This is a genomic window from Sphingopyxis sp. YR583 (genome assembly GCF_900108295.1).
Classification (GTDB): domain Bacteria; phylum Pseudomonadota; class Alphaproteobacteria; order Sphingomonadales; family Sphingomonadaceae; genus Sphingopyxis.
This window is the reverse complement of sequence record NZ_FNWK01000005.1, coordinates 252,552-271,079: the sequence shown is the minus strand read 5'-3', so window position 1 is coordinate 271,079 and position 18,528 is coordinate 252,552. Positions and strand designations below refer to the sequence as shown.

The window sequence follows — 18,528 nt, the reverse complement described above, 5'->3', positions numbered from 1 at the left end:
TTGGGCCATAGACCTACCAATCCTATGTCCTCTTTCCACCCCATTCGCGACATATGCCGCCGATCTGGCTGTTATGGCAGGAAACGACCGATTGCAGACATCGACGATAGCGTTATGTTTGAGCGCATGATGGGCTTTGCAGACCGCGTGCGCATCAAACGCACCGAAGAAACCGAACGGCTTGGCTTGGCTGGACGTGAAGGCCAAGTATTTGGGTATACCACGCCATCCGTCACTGACGTGGCAGTGGTGGGCATTTTAGCGGATGACTATGCCGTCAACGTTCACTTCAAAGAATTGGCTGAGGGATTCTGGTTTGCGGACCACCTTGTTGAACAAATTGATCATGCACCAGGAACGGTGATGTCCCTTGAGGGACAAAATACGGCGTGGGTGCGCCTGCCGAATGGAGGGTGGCAGGAAAAGTCGTCACTAGGCTAACGTCTGCTTCCCACCCCATTCGCGACATATGCCGCCGATCTGGCTGTTATGGCAGGAAACGACCAATTGCGGACATACGTGGATTAGCGGGCGAGCATCACTTCGGGATCGCGATCTAATGAGCCCCCCTCTATGAGGCGACCATCGTCAGTAACCACTACGGGTCCGTGTCCAACTAGCATTTGGTCCAAAGCACCCGTCTCAACATAAGCCCGCGACTGATAGAAAAAGGCCCATCCTTTAGAAAGGCGCTCTGGACCAGCCGGAAGCGCTAACAACGATTCTCCGAGTTCCCGCTCCTTGGCGGTGAGAAAGGATGCGAACGCACGAACCGGCGACGCCTCATTCGGGGCTGATAAATTAGGGCGATACGCTTCCACGTTTCCAGCATCAACGGCTGCAAAGGTGCGGCTTTTGAGGATACCCATACCTTCGCTGACGCTGGCCGTGATGATTGCTGGCGGCTCCTGATCTGCCGCCGTCCGCAAAAGGGCAACGAACTGTTCGCCGGTCTCTCGCCACCAAATCTGATAGGATTTATATTCTTCATGGGCTGCCATCGGGCGATTATACAACGTTTGCACACGATGTCAGCTAACCACCCCAAAGCAGGCACAAACGGCCCGCAAGAAAACCGCTGTCCTACATTGCCGCGCCATGCCAGCCTGCGATCCGCTGTTTGAAATCGTCGGCTTTCGGCACATCAGCTTAAAGCGACAAAGGAGACAGTTTCGCGGCGTACATCCGTATATTTTGTCGCTTTAAGCACCGGCAAACCGCTCTCAGCGAGAGTATCTTTGCCCGATCGGACGAAAAAAAGGGCAGCGATATCGTCGATATCGCTGCCCACCGGGAACTGACTGTTTTGAAGGCTTTAGAAGTTCAGCTTCACGCCGCCCGAAACATAACGGCCGATTACGTCGTAGTTCGGCGTGATATAGGGCGTGAACGGCGGATCGCGGTCGAACAGATTGTTGACGTTGCCGAACAGCGTGAACGGACCCGTCTTGAACTGCAGACCCAGGTCGACATAGGTGCGGCTGCCGTTCTTGTTGTTCACGATCGGCTGCTGCGTCGGGCCGAGCTGGGTGTTGTACAGACCGCCGTCGACATAGCGCACGCGAAGGTTCGCGCCGAAACTGTCGTTGTCGAACGCGATCGTTCCCGAACCGCGCCATTTGGGCGTCGAGAAAGCGGTTTCGCCGCCGACGATGCCCGACACGTCGGTTCCGTTGATCCTCAAGTGGAAGACATGGTTGGCGAGCGCGCGGAAGGAGAGGGTGCCATCGCCCAGACCCGTCCGGTACGACGCCTCGATGTCGAGCCCCGCGGTGTTGTAGTTCGCGAGGTTGCGGAAGGTGTTCGACATCGACTCGATATTGCCGTTCGGCAGGCGGGTGATGACGCCGCCGCACGTCCTGTCGCTCGGGTTCGCCGCATAGCATTGGCGCAGCAGATCCTGAGCGGTCACCGTCGTGATCACATTGTCGATGTCGATCTCATAATAGTCGACCGACAGGCGGACGCCCGGAAGATAGTTTGGCGAATAGGAGCCGCCGAGCGTCAGCGTGTGCGAGATTTCGGGGGTCAGGTTGCGGTTGCCGCCGCCATATACGACGACATTGTTCTGCGGCGTGTTGACGGCGCCGCTCGAATTGGGGAACGGATCGATCACATTGCCGATGTTCGTCGACCGGTTGAGGAAATATTCGGTGATGCTGGGCGAGCGGATGTCGCGCGAATAGACGGCGCGGAGCAGCAGGTCGTTGGCGACGCGCAGCGTTCCGCCGGTCTTCCACGACCAGATGCCGCCGCTCGTGCTGTAATCCGAATAGCGCGCCGCGCCGTTGATCTCGAGCTTTACCGCGTCGACGATGTCGAGCAGCGGCACGTTCACTTCGGCAAAGACTTCCTTGACGTTGAAGCTGCCGTTGGTCGCCGAGGAATTGAGCGTGCCCAGGGCGTTCGCCTGCGACAGCGGATCGACATAGTTGGTGATCTGCTTTTCCCAGCGCGCGTCGGTGCCGATCGCGATGTCGACCGGACCCGCCCAGGTTGCGAAGGGCTGGCCCGACAGGCTGGCGCCCACGGCGTCGAGCTTGGTGGTGGCGATCAGTTGCGACCCGCCGAACGCCCACTCCGCCGCGGCGGCCGATATATTGCCGTTGCCGAACAGGTTGATGGGCACGCAATTGGGATCGTCGTTGGCGGTCGATGCGTCGGCGTTGATCCGGCACGTCGGCGTACCCGCCACCAGCACTGCGTCGACGCCGTTGTTGAAGCGCGTCTTGATCCGCTGGTTGTTCAGGCTCTGATTGATCCGGACTTCGCCGTGATCATAATAGAATTTATAGCTCCAGCCATCGCCGAACGTGCCGTCGAGGCCGATCGCGCCTTCCAGATTGCGGCGGTTGTACCGGAACGTCATCATCTTGTCGGGTCCGACATCGTCGAGGACGCGGCCGAGAACGAACGGACCGGTGACGCCGCCGGCGGCGAGCGCGGCGCGGTTTGCTGCGGTCAGGAAGGCGTTGTCGGGCATGATCACCGCCGTCGGGGTTTCGGGGAAGAAACCGTAATTGCCCGTCATGCGGTGATAGCTGAAGTTGGCCCAGATCTTGAGCGAGTCGGTCACCTCGAAATCGGCACGGGCGAAGCCGTTGATGCGTTCATAGGGCGTGCTGACCGCGACATAGTCGAAGATCGTCTGTCCGCCGCCGCCGACGGTCGTGACGCCCTGCGTCACGCTGCCGAACGGGAAGCCGCCGATGTTGCCGTCGGGGTTGAAGACCAGATTATAGGGCACGCCAGTCAGACCGAGGATCGAGCCGCCGTTGTAAAGCTGCGTCGAATTGGGGTCTTCGACCAGTTCCAGTCGGCCGTCGGGGCGCAGGAACACACCCGATTCCAGCTTGGGGCGGCCCTTGCGGCTCAGGATACCGCGCTCGTTCATATAGTCGCCGGCAACCATGAAGTGGCCGCGACCGTCCGCGAAATCGGTGCCCCATGCGATGTCGGCACCATAGCGCGCACCGTCGCCGCGCGACGACACGCCGGCCTGGGCGCCCATGCGCCAGCCCGTGAAATCATCGTCGAGAATGATGTTGACCACACCCGCAACGGCGCCCGAGCCCCAAGCGGCCGATGCGCCGCCGGTAACGACGTCGATGCGCTTGACCAGGCTTTGCGGCACGGTGTTGAGGTCGGCTGCGCCCGAGAAGCGGTGCCCGTTGAGCAACGTCAGCGTGCGGACCGCGCCCAGGCCGCGCATGTCGGCGGTCGACACGCCGCTGGCGGTGTTGCCGGTCGTCGTCGTCGGGCTCGACGTAGGGCGAAATTGGGGGGTGTCGTTCAGAACCTGGGCGATGCTGGGACGGTTGCCGAGCGCGAGTTCGGCTTCGCCGATCACGGTCGTCGGGGTCGGTGCGTCGAAGCCCTCACGCTGAATGCGCGAGCCGCTGACGACGATCTCTTCGTCCGAAACGGCCCCGGCCGCGGCGTCGACCGACTGCGCATAAGCCGGGTTCAGGCTGACGAGCATCGACAGGGCGGTCCCTGCATACAAGCCCGATTGAACGAATTTCATAATTATCCCCTTCGCCTGTGGGCGACAGATGCTGCGGCCCGATGTTCGCTTATGTTTTCACCGCGAGGCTCATGGTCCTCGGGTTTGCGATTTTCTATAAAGTCGGATTTTTTTGAAAAATCAACCCAGATCGAGACAAAATTTTCACAAATAGAAAATTATCTGGCGCGGGGATATCTGATTAGGAGATAAATCTATTTAATCCAGATGGTTGGATCAATTTCAAAAATGCATCGATTGCCAACGGCTGCAATTTCGGCGGGCGGCCCGGAACGGACGACTCCATGGTCGGCGGGGTAGCGCCCCAATCGCCCCGAAGCGATATCGGTTGTTATCCGCCGTCCGGCGTCAAGACGAACCTGCGGTTGGTGGAGTCGTCGGGCATGGCGCTTCGGGGATGGCGCATATCGTCCAGCCGCCGCCCATCGCCTGGAAAAGCTGGATGCGCGCGGAGAGGGCGTCGGCGCGAAGCTGGATCAGTGACAATTCGGCGCCGAGCAGGCCGCGCTGGGCATCGAGCTGTTCGAGATAGGGCGAATAGCCTTCGCGGTAGCGATTGGTTGCCAGCCGGAGTCCTTCGGCCAGCGCGTCGCGCTGCGACTGCGCATAGGCGATTTGCGCGTCTGTGAGCCGAACTGCGGCGAGTGCATCCTCGACCTCGCGGAACGCGGTGAGCGCGGTGCGGCGGTAGGCGAAGGCTGCCTGGTCGCGCTGCGCGCCCGCGGCATCGGCCTGCGCCGTGAGCCGCCCGCCCTGAAAGATTGGCGCAAGGACACTGCCGCCGACCGACCAGATGGTGATGGGATCGCCGATCAGTGTCGAAAAGGCGGCACCGGCCGCCGAGCTCAGGCGCACCTGCGGCAGGAAGCGCTTACGCGCCGCGGACAAATTCTTGTCGGACGCGGCGAGCTGATATTCGGCCTGCGCAACGTCGGGCCGACGGCGCAGCAGCTCGGAGGGCAGGCCGTCGGGAACCGCAGGCACCGTAAGCCGGTCGAGCGCTGTGCCGCGTTCGACGGCACGCGGCGTGTCACCCACCAACAGGCTGAGACCGTCCTCGATGCGTGCGATGGCGAGTTCGATTTGCGGCACGATCTGCGCGGTCGCATCATATTCGGCTTGTGCCTGTTGGAGTTCGAGCTTGGGGGAATAGCCCCGACCGACGCGCGATTTCGCGATCCGCAGCGATTCCGATCGCGCGCGCACCGTCTCGCGGGCGATCTCCAGCCGCGCGTCGAGGCCGCGAAGCGTGACATAGTTGCCTGCCACCGCCGCAGCGACCGAGAGTTCGACCGCATCATGCGCGGCCTCGCTGGAGAAATAGGAATCGCGCGCCGCCGATTTCTGATCGGCAAGGCGCCCGAACAGGTCGACTTCATACGCCACCTGAATTTGCGGCTGCGCGAAATTCTGTTCGATAGGCTGGCCAAGGGCGCTCACCGACCGCGACCGTCCGCCGCTCAGCGTTGCATCGATCGCCGGCAGCATTTGCGCTCGCGCGACCGCAAGATTGGCGCGCGCTTCGCGCACGCGTCCGGCTGCGACGCCGATATCGCTGTTATAGGCCAATGCCTTGTCGGTCAGGGCCACCAGAGCCGGGTCGTCGAACGACCGCCACCAGTCGCGTTGCAGCGGCGCTGTCGGCCCGGCATCGGTCCGCCATGCGGTCGGCGGCGTGACGGGAGCGACCGGGGTCGTCGCCACATTCGGGCCCGCACAGGATGCGAGTCCGACGCCCAGCACGGCAGCCAACGCGAACCGCGGCGCCTTCATCGCCGCGATCCGCCGCTTGTGTCGACACGGACCTCGACCGACATGCCGGGGCGCAGGCGTTTCGCGAGCGATTGCCCCCCATCGATCTTGATCCGCACCGCAATGCGCTGCGCCACCTTGACGAAATTGCCTGTCGCATTGTCGGCCTTCAGTACCGCGAATTCGGACCCCGCCGCCGGTGACAGATTTTCGATCCGTCCGGTCAGTTCGGCGCCGCCGAGCGCGTCGACGCTGAACCGTGCCCGCTGGCCGATCATCATGCCGCCGGTCTGGGCTTCCTTGAAGTTCGCGATGACCCAGACATTGTGCGGGACCACCGACAGCAATTGGGTGCCCGCGGTGACATAGGCGCCCACGCGCACGCCGACTTCGGACAGCTGCCCATCGGCGGGCGCGCGGATGATCGTGTTGTCGAGATCGATCTGTGCGAGGCGAAGCTGCGCCTTCGCCGACTCAACCGCCGCTTCGAGTCCGGCGCGACCGACGACGACGGTGCGGACGTCCTGCGTCCCGATTGCCCGGCTGGCGCGCGCCTGTTGGAGTGCCGCCTGCGCCGCGAGCAGCGCCGCGCGCGTCTGGTCGAATTCACGGGTTGAGATCGATCCATCGGCGACGAGCGCGCGGGCGCGGCGCATGTCGGCGTCGGCCTTTGCCAGTTGCGCCTGCGCGTTGGCGATCCCGGCGTTCTGGCTGTCGGTCGCGACCTCGCGCGATCGCTGCGCCTGCGCCGAATTGGCGAGCGCGGCCTGCTGCGCTGCGACATTGGCTTCGGCTTGCGCGACGCGGGCGCGATAAATGCGATCGTCGATCGTCGCGAGAATCTGGCCCGCCTTGACCTCGGCGAAATCCTGCACCGGGACGCGGGTCACATAGCCGCTGACCTGCGGACTGATGATCGTCACGCGCCCACGGACATAGGCGTTATCGGTCCGTTCCGCTCTGCCGGCAAAGGGGGGCAGATCCCACGCATAAAGGATGGCGAGGATCGCCAACACTGCGGCGGTGATAATGATGACGACGGTCGTGCGCGTTTTGTCCGGTGGGCGCCAGGCCGATGGCTGCGCGTCGACTTGCGGATCGGACGGAGGCGGAACTGCCGTTTCGGCTTCGGGCTTCACCGTCTTGGTTTTGGGCTCGTCGCTCATCCTATGGCCCCTGCTGAGCTTGTGCCTGCGCTTGCAGGCGCTGCACCAATAATATCACTGGAGACGGCTCGTTTCGCCGTCGGATCGACCGGCTGATCAGGAAGCCCCATATCGCGGTCAAGATCGCAAGTACCCCAACCAGCAGGAATACGTCATTATACGCAAGGATATGCGCCTCGCGCGTGACCTGCTGACTGAGCAGCGCGGCGCCCTCCGCATTGCGCAGCGCGGGATCGCCAACAGTTCCGGCGACGACGCGGCTCCCGGCGCCTAGCCGCGCAGCGACGAGCGGGTCGCTCGCAACGATATTCTGGACGAGCTCGTGCGAATGATATTTTTCGCGAACCGTCTGGAAGGTTCCGAGCAAGGTGCCGCCCGCCAGTCCGCCGATACTCTGGCTCATGCTGAACAGCACGACGAAGCTGATGAAATTTTTCCCGCCTGCGAGCAGGGTCCGCGCGATCCCGATCACCATCGCCTGGGCAAGGAACAGCAGCGAAGCGAAGCCGATCAGGGCCTGGCTGACGTAGAATTGGCCGGGCCGCGTCAGATTGGTCGCCTGCGCGTCCATGAACGATCCGATCACGATCAGCACCACCGCGATGATGATCGGCCGCGACAGATTATCGGGGCGGAAGGTCAGCACGGCCGTCGCGAGGCCGGCGATCGATGCGAACACCACGATCAGGTTCAGCGTCACCAACTGATCATTGATCAGGCCGACGGTGGTGAGGAAGCCGATCGACCCGAACGCCTGTTCGGAGAGCAGGATGCGGATAGATGAAGCAATGGCGAAGAGCCGCAGCATCTCGCGCGTGCCCAGCCAACGTGTGTTGAGGAGCGGGTTTTTGCGATGATGTTCGACGAGGATCGCGGCGGCGATCAGCGCCACACTGGCCGCCAGCGACCAGCCCATCCACGGTCGCTCGGTCCACCACTGGATACGCCCTTGTGAAAGCACTGCAACCAATAGCCAAAGCCCCGGAGCCAGCAAGCCAAAGGTCAGGAAGTCGAGCGGTTCGAACACTTTCTCGCGCTCACTGGGGGGCAGGGGCTGTGCCATCACCGCCGCCAGCGTTGCCAACGCCATGCCGAATTCGAACCAATAGAGATTGTGCCAGTCGCCCCAGATGAGCAGGCCGGGCGAGAGTACGCGCGCGAGCGGCGTCGCGATCTGCGGTATGCAAATGCCGATCATCACCGCGGCAAGCCGCTTGGAAGCGGGCAGCGCCTGAAAGAAATAGAGGATCGTAAGGGTCGACAGACCGCTCGCCGCGATCCCGCTCATCGCGCGCACCGCGACCGACGTCCAGAAATCGTGAATGAACAGGTGCATCAATGTCGTCACCGCATAGGCAACAAGCGTGTAGCGAATGAACGGCTGGAGCCCGAACTGCTGGCGATATTTGACGAGCAGCAGGTTCGCCGTGACGTTGGTCATGAAATAGGCGGCGGTCAGCCAGGCGGCCTCGTCGCTGTTGAGCCCGAGCGTGCCCTGCGCGAAGTTGAGATTGACGGTGACGAGCGCATTGCCGAGGCCACCGGTAATCCCGATTAGGCAACCGATAATGAAATGGCGCACCATGCGCGACGTCGGATGATCGGGATTCGCGGGCGAACCCGGAAGCGTCGGCCGCTCGTGGGGTTTGAAAACATAGTCCGCCATGTGGGGTCAGGCTTTCGCGGTCACGGGCACGCGCGGTGCGCTGATGATCGCGGGGCCCGGAAGCCGCGACGAGTCGGTTCGACAATCATGTTTTTCCTTACCGCATTGTCGCGCCTCATGCAGCCTATTCGCTGGAATAGTCGTTCCGCGACATCGGGGCGGGGACCCCGCAAGGAGGCGGCTTTCAATCCCCCTCAGTCTTCCAGAGCCAGGCGGCGCAGGCCAGATCCTGTACGATCGAACCCAGCGATTTATAAATGGTGACGTCGGAGGTCGCGAGGCGGCCCGCGGCGGCACCCGAGAATATATTGCCTATCTCGGGCAGGACATGCGCTTCGGTGATCAGCCCCGACGCGCTTGCGCGCAGATATTCGGCGCCCTGCGCCAGCACGCCCTCGCGATGATCTGGGACGAAGCGCGCGCGTGCGACCAGCGCCTCGTCGATTTCGGAGGGGCCGGCGCGGCTCGATCCGACGGCATTGATATGCGTTCCGTCCTGAACCTGCGCACCGAAAAGGACCGGCTCGGTCGCTCCCGTCAACGTGCAGATGATGTCCGCCCCGTTTGCGGCCTCGGCAACCGAAGCTGCACAATATGCCGATAGACCAAGGTCGCGGGCCACCCGGTCGGCAAGCCCGGCCGCCTTTTCGGGCGAGCGGCCCCATATCCGCACGTCATCCAGCGGACGGACGTAACGGATCGCAGCGATATGATGCCAGGCCTGCTCGCCCGTTCCCAATATCGCGAGACTGCGGGCCTCGGGCCGGGCGAGCGCGTCGGTTGCTGCAGCCGAAGCGGCGGCGGTCCGGATCGCGGTAACCTCGCTGGCATCGATGACGCAAACGGGGGCTCCGTTCGCACGATCGAACAGGATGATGACCCCTTGGTGCGAGCTTCCGTGGGCGGCGGCCGAGGGGAAGATGCTGATGATCTTCGCACCGAAACCCGCGCCATCGAGCGCGCCGGGCATCACCCCGAACAGATCGCCGCCGTCGAGGTCGATGATGCCGCGCAGCAATTGCCGGCTACGGCCCTCCGCGAGCGCGATCATCGCGTCCTTCATCAGTGCGATGCACGTCGCATGATCGAGCCGCCGTCGAACCTCGACCACATCGATGAAGCGGATGGGATCAGCCACCCCAGACGCTTTCGGCGTGGTGCAGGAAATTGAGTCCCATGATTTTCTCGATCCGGCCGCTCGAATAGCCGCGCGCGGCGAGTAGGCCGATCAGCTTCCGGAACTGGTCGGGCCCGCGCAGGTCGACGACAAAGGGATAGGTATCGGGACGCTCACCCGAAGCGCTGATCCCCGCCGCACGGCGCTCGGCGATCTCCTTTGCAAGGACCGCTTCATACGCCTGCAGGTCGTCGATCTGTCCGATATGGCCGTCGGTGCCGATCCCGACGTGATCCTCGCCGCAGATGTTCACTGCGTGGTCGATGTGGCGGACCACATCCTCGGCGCGCGCGTGGCCCGAGACGTTGAGGAAGGGCATGAAATAGATGCCGACAAAGCCGCCATTTTCGGCAACCAGCCGCAATTCGGCGTCGGTCTTGTTCCGCGGCAGGTCGGTGACCGCGCGGCAGCCGGTGTGATTGATCGAGATCGGCGCCTTCGATGCCCGGGCAGCTTCGAGGCAGGTTTTCTCGCCGCTGTGCGACAGGTCGACGATCATCTTCTGCGCGTTGAGCCGCTCGATCACCTCGCGCCCGAAGGGCGTCAGTCCGCGATTATCCGGCGCCATCGACCCGTCGCCAAGCTGGTTCGCCGGATTATAGGTGAGCTGAAAGATGCGCACGCCCATATTGGCGAAGATATCGACGCGCCCCGCGTCCTTGCCCATCATCGCGCCGTTCTGGAAACCGTAGATGATCCCGATCTTCTTTTCCGCCTTGGCGCGGCGGATGTCGGCGGCGCTCAATATCTTGATCAGGTCGCGTGGATAGCGGCGCAGCAACATGTCCATTTCGGCAACGTCGGCGACGCTCTTTTCGAACGGTTCGGCCGGACCCGCGACATAGCCAAGGGTGCAGTTGATCGCAGTGATGCCAGACGCATGGGCTTCGGCGAGCACACGCGGTGAAAAAGGATCGGGCGCATCGCGTATATTGGGATCGGCAAGCCCGCCGAGCGCATTGACGATCACCCATTTGCGGCCGTCAGGGGCCGCAGCACGGGCCGCCACCGGCAGCAAGGATGTTGCGGCCAGCCCCGCCGCGCCTGCCAGCATCGCGCGCCGCTCAATCGTCATTTCCAAGCTCCTTTGTCGTCGGTGCGATATAGTCGGTGCGTCGATATTCGCGGCCACGCTTCACGGTCATTTCGATCCGTTCGATATTGTCGATATCGGCCGAAGGGTCCGCCGTCAGCACGACGAAGTTCGCGAGCTTGCCGGGTTCGATCGACCCCATGTCTTTCTCGCGGCCCGCGGCGCGCGCGCCGACAAGCGTTGCCGAATGAATGACCGCGAGCGGAGGCATCCCGACGTCGCTCGCCAGATAGCGAAGCTCGGCGTGGACTTCGGGCCAGGGGTTGCTGGCGGGGTCGACAAAATCGGTCCCGGTCGAAATCGGCAGCCCCGCGCGCCATGCCTGTTGCGTCAGGCGGATCGTCCGGGCGCCGCTGCAGCGAAGCGGTTTCGCTTTCGGATCGGCTTTGCGTGCGGCCTCGAATTTGACGAACAGGCTTCCGGTCGCGTCGAGGATCGTGCCCTTTTTCGCCATCGCGCGATACAGGCCGGCGACGACCGGATCGTCGCCCGTCGGCGCAAGGCGCGCTTCGTCGACCGGCGTGCGGTCCTGATAGGATGCAAGCATTTCGGGCTGGGCCTCATAGCCGAGATAACAGACATGGCTGACCGAATCGACGCCCGCGGCGATCACTTCGGCGGGGCGGGCAGGGAAGATCGCGCTGTGGGCCCAGATCATCAGCTTCTGTCGGTGCGCCTCGGCCGTGATCGCCGCGACGCGCTCGGCGGGCAGGTTGGCGTATATCTTGATCGCGCTCGCCGACGTGCCGCGCGCCAGTGTGACCGCCGTGCGAAGGTCGGTCTTTTTGTCGATCGCCTGCATCCACGGCGCGGTCCCCGGCGTGAAGCCGCGGCTGACCGCGAGCACGCGCGGATCTTCGAAAAAGGAGGGGCCGGCCATCAGCGCGGCGTAATAGATGTCGGGGGCAGGAATCTCGCCCACCAGCGACGCGCGCGAAAGCTCGCCCACCGCGCGGAGGTCGTCGGCCATGTCGCGCACCGCTGTCACGCCGCCATAAAGCTGGCGGCGCAGGATCGCTTCGGCGCGCGTGCGGTTGGGCGGGGTCGCGAGATGGACGTGGCTGTCGATCAGGCCGGGAATGACGAAGCGGCCCGACAGGCCGACGCGGCGCGCGCCGTCTACTTGTGCGCCGAGCGTATCATGTGCGCCGACCGCAACAATCCGCTCGCCCTCGACCAGTAAATCCTGGCCGGATCGGGCCGGGCCACCCGTTCCGTCGATGATCGTCGCGTTGGTATAAAGGACACGCTCCGCGGCGCCGGATGGGGTGGCCGTCGCCACCAAAGCGGCAAGGCCGATTGACCGGAGGGCAGCGACAAGCGCAGGCGAGCGGGGACGGACGGACATCATATGCTCGTCGCTAGCCTGCTCATTTCATGTCCGCAATCGCGTTGCCATGCGAATGCCTCTCCCCCTTGTTCGATCCCTAATCGCGTTCCCCGGATCGACGCATTGCCTGATATCGGGGGTCGAGGCTGATCGCGCGCCGTTCGTCCGCTTCGGCGCGCTTTGTGTCACCCTGTTTGCGAAGCAGGATGCTGCGATTATAGTAAGCGCGCGCCGATCGGGGGGCGTATTGGACCGCCCGGTCGAGGTCGGCAATCGCGCGGGCGCTTTCCCCCTGACGGTCATAGGCAAGGCCGCGATTGAGATAGGCCACCGACAAGTCCGGCGCGACGGCAATCGCCTGATCGAACGCCGTGATCGCGCCACCGAGATTGCCTTCCCACGCCTGTTTCAGCCCGTCGGACAAATGTGTATCGGCCTGCGCGCGAACCGCCTTCGCACCCTTGTTCGCAAGCTTCTTGCACTGCGACAGTGTCCGGCCGGGGTCGTTAACCGTGCAGGCATTCCAGTCGCCGCGCCGGGGTGCCCCGCGCGCCGCGATGCGCGTGCCGGTGACGACGACGCTATCTTCGACCGCCTCCGCCGAAATCGCCGAAACGGCACTTGGCGAAGCCTGTACGGGGCGTGGCGCGCGTTGGGCCGTGACCGTGATCGCCTGGCGATCTTCGACCTTTGTTGCCGGCGCGGCGGGCGCGGCCGTGTCCGCCTGGGCCAGTTCGACGCGCTTTGCGATTGGCGCCGAAAGGACAGGTTGGATCGTCTGCGGCGCCGGGGTAACGCCCTTGGACAATTTTGCGGGCGGTGGTGCTGCGACGGCTACCGGGGCCGGTGTTTCGACAGTGTCGCGAAGGACCATGCGTGTCTCTGCCGGGGCGCCGCGTTGCATATGTTCGTCGGCCGCGGGAAGCCCATGGTCGAGCGTTGTCCATGCAAAGGGCAGGCTGATCGCGGCAACCAGCGCGGCGGTCGCAAGCAGCCCTGCTTGCGGACGCCCGAGACTGGCCCACCACGATGGCTTTCTCGGCGTAGGCGCGGCCGCCGGTGAAGCGGTGCCGTCGAAACGGGCGAGCGCTTCGGCTATCGTCGCTTCGCGCCGTTTCGGCGCTGGCGGCGGCGGCTCGGGCAGAAAGCCCGTCAGATCATCTTCGCCCGTCATCGCCATGCGGCTCCCGACGCATTCCAGCGCGCTGTCGAGCGATGTCGAAACGGCAGGCACGAGGGGAGGGGCATGGGCATCGGCTGACCTTATACGCACAATATCGCGGCGGTCGAATATCTCGATCGGCGGGGCGAAACGGGCAGGGCGGATGCGGCGGCGCTTCGTGAAACCGCCGCCGCATCATCTTAGCGTTCCAGTCTTGCCATCGATCCGGCCGTCTTCGCCGCGCGAACCATCTGGACCAGCTCCATGCGATATCCGAAATCGTCGGTGCCGCGCGCCGCGCCGACGATTTGCAAGACATCGTCATAGGTCATCGAACCGCTATATTTCCCGCCGCGCATCAGTTCGGCGAACGCGGCGACGCCGGTGGCGAAGCGTGCATCTTGCGGGGCGTCCGCAAAACGGGCGAATTCGATACGGCGGTCGATGGGCGTTGAGATCAGCTGGCTGCGGTCCGATTTCGGCAGTTTGTAACGGATCTTCACAAAGCCATATTCGCGCGATGCCGTCGGCACGGCGCGCGCGGCGGGCTGGCTGTAACGCAGGTCGCCCATCGTGCGCGGGCCGCCGACCGGCACGATCTCATAGAGTGCCGTCACCGTCTGTCCCGAACCCACATCGCCCGCGTCGACCTTGTCATTGTCGAAATCCTCGCGGTTCAGCATCCGCGTTTCATACCCGATGAGCCGATATTCGGCGACCGTCGCCGGATTGAACTCGACCTGGATTTTCACATCCTTCGCGATCGGGAACAGCGTCGACGTCGCTTCGTCCACCAGCGTTTTGCGCGCTTCGCTGAGGGTGTCGATATAGGCGGCGGCGCCATTGCCGTTCTGGGCCAGCGTCTGCATCAGCGCATCATTGTAATTGCCCATGCCGAAACCGAGGACCGACAGGAAAATGCCCTTGCCGCGTTCGCGCTCGATATAGCCTTTCAGCGCATTCTGGTCGGTAATGCCGACATTGAAGTCGCCGTCGGTGGCGAGGATGACGCGGTTGACGCCGTTCGGGTCGCGGTTGCGCCCGGCCAGCGCATAGGCTTGGCGTATGCCCTCGGCACCCGCAGTGCTGCCTCCCGCGCCGAGCTGATCGATCACCGCCAGGATTTTGCCTTTCTCGCTCGCCGCGGTCGGCTCGAGCGCGGTGCCTGCGCTGCCGGCATAGGTGACGATCGATACGCGGTCGCCCCGATCGAGCTGGTCGAGCAACAGGCCGAGCGATTTCTTGACGAGGGGTAGCTTGTTCGGCGCATTCATCGAGCCCGACGTATCGATCAGGAAGACGAGGTTCGCGCGCGGCCGCGTCGCGCGTTCGATCTCATAGCCCTTGATGCCGATGCGGACGAGTTTGCGCCCTGCGGTGAATGGACTCGGGAAGACCGCGACGTTCGAGGAAAAGGGCTGCTGCGAGCTGCGCGGCGCGGCATAGTCATAGGGGAAATAATTGATCAGTTCTTCGGTCCGCACGGCGGCCGGTTGCGGCAGGGCATTGTTGTTGAGCGATGCGCGGACAAAGGAATAGGACGCGGTGTCGACATCGATCGAAAAGGTCGACACGGGCTCGTCGCGCGCGATCTTGAATGGATTCTGAGAGGTCGAAGTGAATTTGTCGCGGCCGATATCCTGATAATAGGGCGCCATCCGGTCGGGATAGGGGGCGCGGATGGCGCTTCCTGTTACGACCATTTTGCGGGCCTGCGCCGGGGGCGCTGATTGGCTTTCCGAACTGATCACCGATATCGGCATCGGCGCATCCATTGCGGGTGCGGCGATCCTCTGGCTCGTCACGACGATCGCCGACGTGTCTTCTTCGACGTCTGCTTTCACCGCCGGCGTTGAAGCCTCGGACGATGGTGAGGCGATGTCGGGTTCGTTCGATTGCGAGCAGGCGGTGACGAGCGTGATCGACAGACCTGCGGTGAGCATCAGACAGAAACGGGGCATCATATGTCTCCCTGGCAACAGCGGCGCACAATCGCCCGCATGTCCCTGTGACGCCGGGGCGCAGGAAATCCTTGGCGGCATCTGCGAAAAAAGTTTCGGCGGTGCCGTGGGTCAGTCTTCGGGTCCGGCCTTCGCCGCAAGTTGGCGGCGTACCTCGTGCATTCGCCACGACACCGTTGCCTCCGCAACGCCCAGGATTTGCGCGGCTTCGGCATGCGAAAGCTGCTGTCCGGCGATGAGGATCGCGGTGTCGCGAAGGTCGGGTTTGAGCCGCGCGATCGCGCTTTCGATCCAGAGGGCATCGTAAAGGTCGCGGCCGTCGGGGCCGCGCGCCAGCCCCGCCATGATGCTCAGCCGGCCTGCGAAGCGTGTGAAGGCCGATCGGCGCCGGTGAAAATCGCGGCAGGCGTTATAGACGATGCTGCACAGCCAAGTCGTGAATTTGGCATCGCCGCGGAATGCGGAGAGTTTTTCCGCCAGGATGCAGCAAACGTCCTGCGTGATATCGTCCGCATCGGCGCGCGATCCGGTCAACTGCCAGGCGAGGCCATGGATGCGATCATAATGGCGCCGCAGCAGCGCTTCGAAAGCTTCACGGTCACCCGCGATGGCCGCGGCGAGGATATCGGGGTCGGCGGCCTCCTCCATGGGTCAGGGGCGCCTGTGCGAATATCGACGGCCGCCCGGCCCGTTGACGGGCCGAAGCTCTCTTGCCGGCCAAATTGATCCCCCGCATCCTGCCATCGCGACGGTTTGTGCCCCATCCGCCGCACGAAGGCCATCGCCGACTTTGGCGGCCTATCCTTCGGCGTCGCGGATTTCGGCGTCGAGCGATAGGGATTCGGGCAAAAATGGGTCGGGCGCCGGGCGACCGAAATAATAGCCCTGCGCCTGCGGACATCCCTCGTCGAGAAGCATCTGACGCTGTTCGCCGGTCTCGACCCCTTCCGCGACGATCGGCATGTTGAAGCTCCGGCCGAGCCCGATGATCGCACGCACGATCGACCGCGCCGCCTCGTCATCGGGGATCGAGGCAACGAAGCTCTTGTCGATCTTGATCTTGTCGAACGGAAAGGCCTTGAGGTTGCTGAGCGACGAATAGCCGGTGCCGAAATCGTCCATCGCGATCCGCACGCCAAGCGCCCGGATTTCGTGGAGCGCCTTCAGCGCGCTTTGCTTGTTGCGCAGGAATGCCGTCTCGGTGATTTCGAGTTCGAGTCGGCGGGCCTCTAGCCCCGATTGGGACAGCGCGTCGCGAACGATTGCGGGAAGATTGGGTACCTGGAACTGTACGGTCGATACGTTGACCGCAACCGAGACATTCTTTGGCCAGCCGGCTGCGGTCCGGCACGCTTCGCGCAGCACCCATTCGCCGATCGGTACGATGGCGCCGATTTCCTCCGCGACGGGAATGAAATAATCGGGCGGAACGTCGCCGCGTTCGGGATGCTCCCAGCGCAGCAAAGCCTCATAACCGACCACCGAAGCAAAGGCTGTCGCGACGAGCGGCTGAAAGACGATGTACAGCTCGTTGCGGGCGATGGCATGCCGCAGATCATGCTCGAGTGCCCGGCGCTCGCGTGCGAGTTCGTCCATCTCCTGATCGAAGAAGGCGGCATTGCCTTTGCCGTTGTTCTTCGCGCGATAGAGTGCGGTATCGGCATTGCGCTGCAGCGTCTCCGCATCGCTTCCGTCCTGCGGAAACAGCGCGACGCCGATGCTGACCCCGACCGCCATCGGATCGCGCGCGACGTCCATTTCGATGGCGAGCGTGTCGAGAATGCGCGCCGAAAGCTTGCGGGCATCGTCGGGCCCCGAAACGCCGGTCTGGATCACCAGAAACTCGTCGCCGCCAATGCGGGCGACGACGTCGTCGGCCCGCACGGCAGAGCGCAGGATATCCGCGATGCGGCACAATATCTCGTCGCCGGCGCCGTGACCGAAGATGTCATTCACCGCCTTGAACCGATCGAGGTCGAGTGCGAGCAGCGCAAAGGGCTTCTTCGCGTTCAGCGCCGCATCGAGTGCCCGGCCGAAATGAGCGCGGTTCGACAGGTTGGTCAGGGCGTCGTGCGACGCCAGATGCTCGATTGCCCGCTGCGCGCGCTTTCGGTCGGACAGGTCGCGGATCGCGAGAACCTGGCAGCTTCGTCCGCGATACTCGATCGTCTGGGTCGCAATTTCCAGGATATGATCCTCGTCGCTGCTGTTCCGAAGGCGGGCTTCGGCGGAATGGCCGCTGGGCGGTTCGAAGGAGGTGCCGTTGCTGGCGATGAACCAGTCGGACGGGGTGCTGCCGATTATCGCGCCGCTGCTGACGCCAAGCAACGAGCAAAGCCGGGCGTTCACTTCGATGATCCGCCCGTCATAGGTGATCGCGAGGGCCTCGAGCGTCGCGTCCGCAAGGCCATGAGCATCGGTGAGCCAGCGGTCGATGAGCGACCCCGTGAGGGCCAGGGATACCAGCGCGATATTCGCGATCACGATGGCCGGAACCAGCCAGTCGCGGCTGCTCGCCGCCCCGGCGATGCCACCGCGCGTGGGGTCGGGGACAAGCGTTGTTGCCGACATCGCGGTGAAATGCATGACGACGATCGCGAGCACGGCGAAGCCCGCGGGCAGGGCTATCTTCCTCCAGCCTTTCGTCCTCGCAAAAGCGAAGAATGCGGCGAAGAAGCACAGCCCCGACAGCAGGGCCGAAACGAGAATCGGGGCCCAATCATAGGTAACCCGCGCGGGCGCGATGATCGACGCCATGCCGATGAAATGCATCGCTGCGACGCCGGTCGACGCTCCGGCCGCTGCAATCCCGCAGCGGAGCGCGTCGGGCGCCTTGCCCAGCCAGCGGAAGCTGCACCAGAAAAACGCGATCGCAACCGCGACCGACAAGATGGTCAGGCCAACGTCGAAGCGGATCGGCATCGATCCGCGATAGGCCAGCATCGCGACGAAATGCGTCGCCCACACGCCCACGCCTTCGGCGACGGCCGCGACCACGAGCCAGTGGCGCCTGCGGGCATCGACGCAGTGTGTCGAGCGGTTCAGGACAACGAAAAGGCTGATATTGCCAAGGATGCAGACGAGTGCGGCAATCAGGACAAATCGCAGATCGTGCTGATAGACGACGCATTCGAGGACGCTGAACATGCATTCTCTCCCTGGTCCCCGACGCTCTTGTGCCCTCCAATTCTAAA

General features: G+C 63.6%; 13 protein-coding genes. 1 reads left to right on the top strand and 12 read right to left on the bottom strand.

The window, feature by feature from the left end; all coding sequences use genetic code 11:
* A partial coding sequence (locus tag BLW56_RS20250; protein ID WP_218140568.1) for a hypothetical protein occupies window positions 1–441 on the top strand: 441 nt, incomplete at its 5' end.
* Window positions 442–524: 83 nt separating this feature from the next.
* Here the strand turns inward: BLW56_RS20250 and BLW56_RS20245 are convergent.
* From BLW56_RS20245 to BLW56_RS20190, 12 genes are all read right to left on the bottom strand, one after another.
* Complete coding sequence (locus BLW56_RS20245; RefSeq protein ID WP_093513093.1) at window positions 525–1,001, bottom strand: YrhB domain-containing protein; 477 nt, start codon at window positions 999–1,001, stop codon at window positions 525–527.
* A gap of 314 nt (window positions 1,002–1,315) precedes the next feature.
* Window positions 1,316–4,027 carry a TonB-dependent receptor plug domain-containing protein gene (locus tag BLW56_RS20240; RefSeq protein ID WP_093513091.1) on the bottom strand — a complete coding sequence of 904 codons (2,712 nt, stop codon included), beginning with the start codon at window positions 4,025–4,027 and terminating at the stop codon, window positions 1,316–1,318.
* A gap of 348 nt (window positions 4,028–4,375) precedes the next feature.
* On the bottom strand, window positions 4,376–5,800 hold the full coding sequence (locus BLW56_RS20235; protein WP_093513089.1) for an efflux transporter outer membrane subunit: 1,425 nt from the start codon (window positions 5,798–5,800) through the stop codon (window positions 4,376–4,378).
* Complete coding sequence (locus BLW56_RS20230; RefSeq protein WP_093513087.1) at window positions 5,797–6,945, bottom strand: HlyD family secretion protein; 1,149 nt, start codon at window positions 6,943–6,945, stop codon at window positions 5,797–5,799. The genes BLW56_RS20235 and BLW56_RS20230 overlap by 4 nt, the downstream gene beginning before the upstream one ends.
* 1 nt (window position 6,946) lies before the next feature.
* A complete protein-coding gene (locus tag BLW56_RS20225; RefSeq protein ID WP_093513085.1) occupies window positions 6,947–8,611 on the bottom strand; it encodes an MFS transporter in 1,665 nt (554 codons plus the stop codon).
* A gap of 184 nt (window positions 8,612–8,795) precedes the next feature.
* On the bottom strand, window positions 8,796–9,749 hold the full coding sequence (locus BLW56_RS20220) for an ornithine cyclodeaminase family protein (protein WP_256203746.1): 954 nt from the start codon (window positions 9,747–9,749) through the stop codon (window positions 8,796–8,798).
* Entirely contained in the window at window positions 9,742–10,863 is a 1,122-nt protein-coding gene (locus BLW56_RS20215; RefSeq protein WP_093513083.1) for a dipeptidase, read from the bottom strand. Before BLW56_RS20215 ends, BLW56_RS20220 begins: the two co-directional genes overlap by 8 nt.
* Window positions 10,853–12,229, bottom strand: coding sequence for an amidohydrolase family protein (locus tag BLW56_RS20210; RefSeq protein WP_093513134.1), 1,377 nt, complete (start codon window positions 12,227–12,229; stop codon window positions 10,853–10,855). The genes BLW56_RS20215 and BLW56_RS20210 overlap by 11 nt, the downstream gene beginning before the upstream one ends.
* A 79-nt stretch (window positions 12,230–12,308) precedes the next feature.
* On the bottom strand, window positions 12,309–13,445 hold the full coding sequence (locus tag BLW56_RS20205; RefSeq protein ID WP_177176054.1) for a tetratricopeptide repeat protein: 1,137 nt from the start codon (window positions 13,443–13,445) through the stop codon (window positions 12,309–12,311).
* A 128-nt stretch (window positions 13,446–13,573) separates the two neighbouring features.
* The gene (locus BLW56_RS20200; RefSeq protein ID WP_256203741.1) at window positions 13,574–15,334 is read right to left on the bottom strand and encodes a vWA domain-containing protein; all 1,761 of its coding nucleotides are present in this window, start codon (window positions 15,332–15,334) and stop codon (window positions 13,574–13,576) included.
* 111 nt (window positions 15,335–15,445) lie between these two features.
* A complete protein-coding gene (locus tag BLW56_RS20195) occupies window positions 15,446–15,982 on the bottom strand; it encodes an RNA polymerase sigma factor (protein ID WP_093513077.1) in 537 nt (178 codons plus the stop codon).
* A gap of 150 nt (window positions 15,983–16,132) precedes the next feature.
* Window positions 16,133–18,481 carry a bifunctional diguanylate cyclase/phosphodiesterase gene (locus BLW56_RS20190; protein ID WP_093513075.1) on the bottom strand — a complete coding sequence of 783 codons (2,349 nt, stop codon included), beginning with the start codon at window positions 18,479–18,481 and terminating at the stop codon, window positions 16,133–16,135.
* Between the last annotated feature and the right edge of the window lie 47 nt (window positions 18,482–18,528).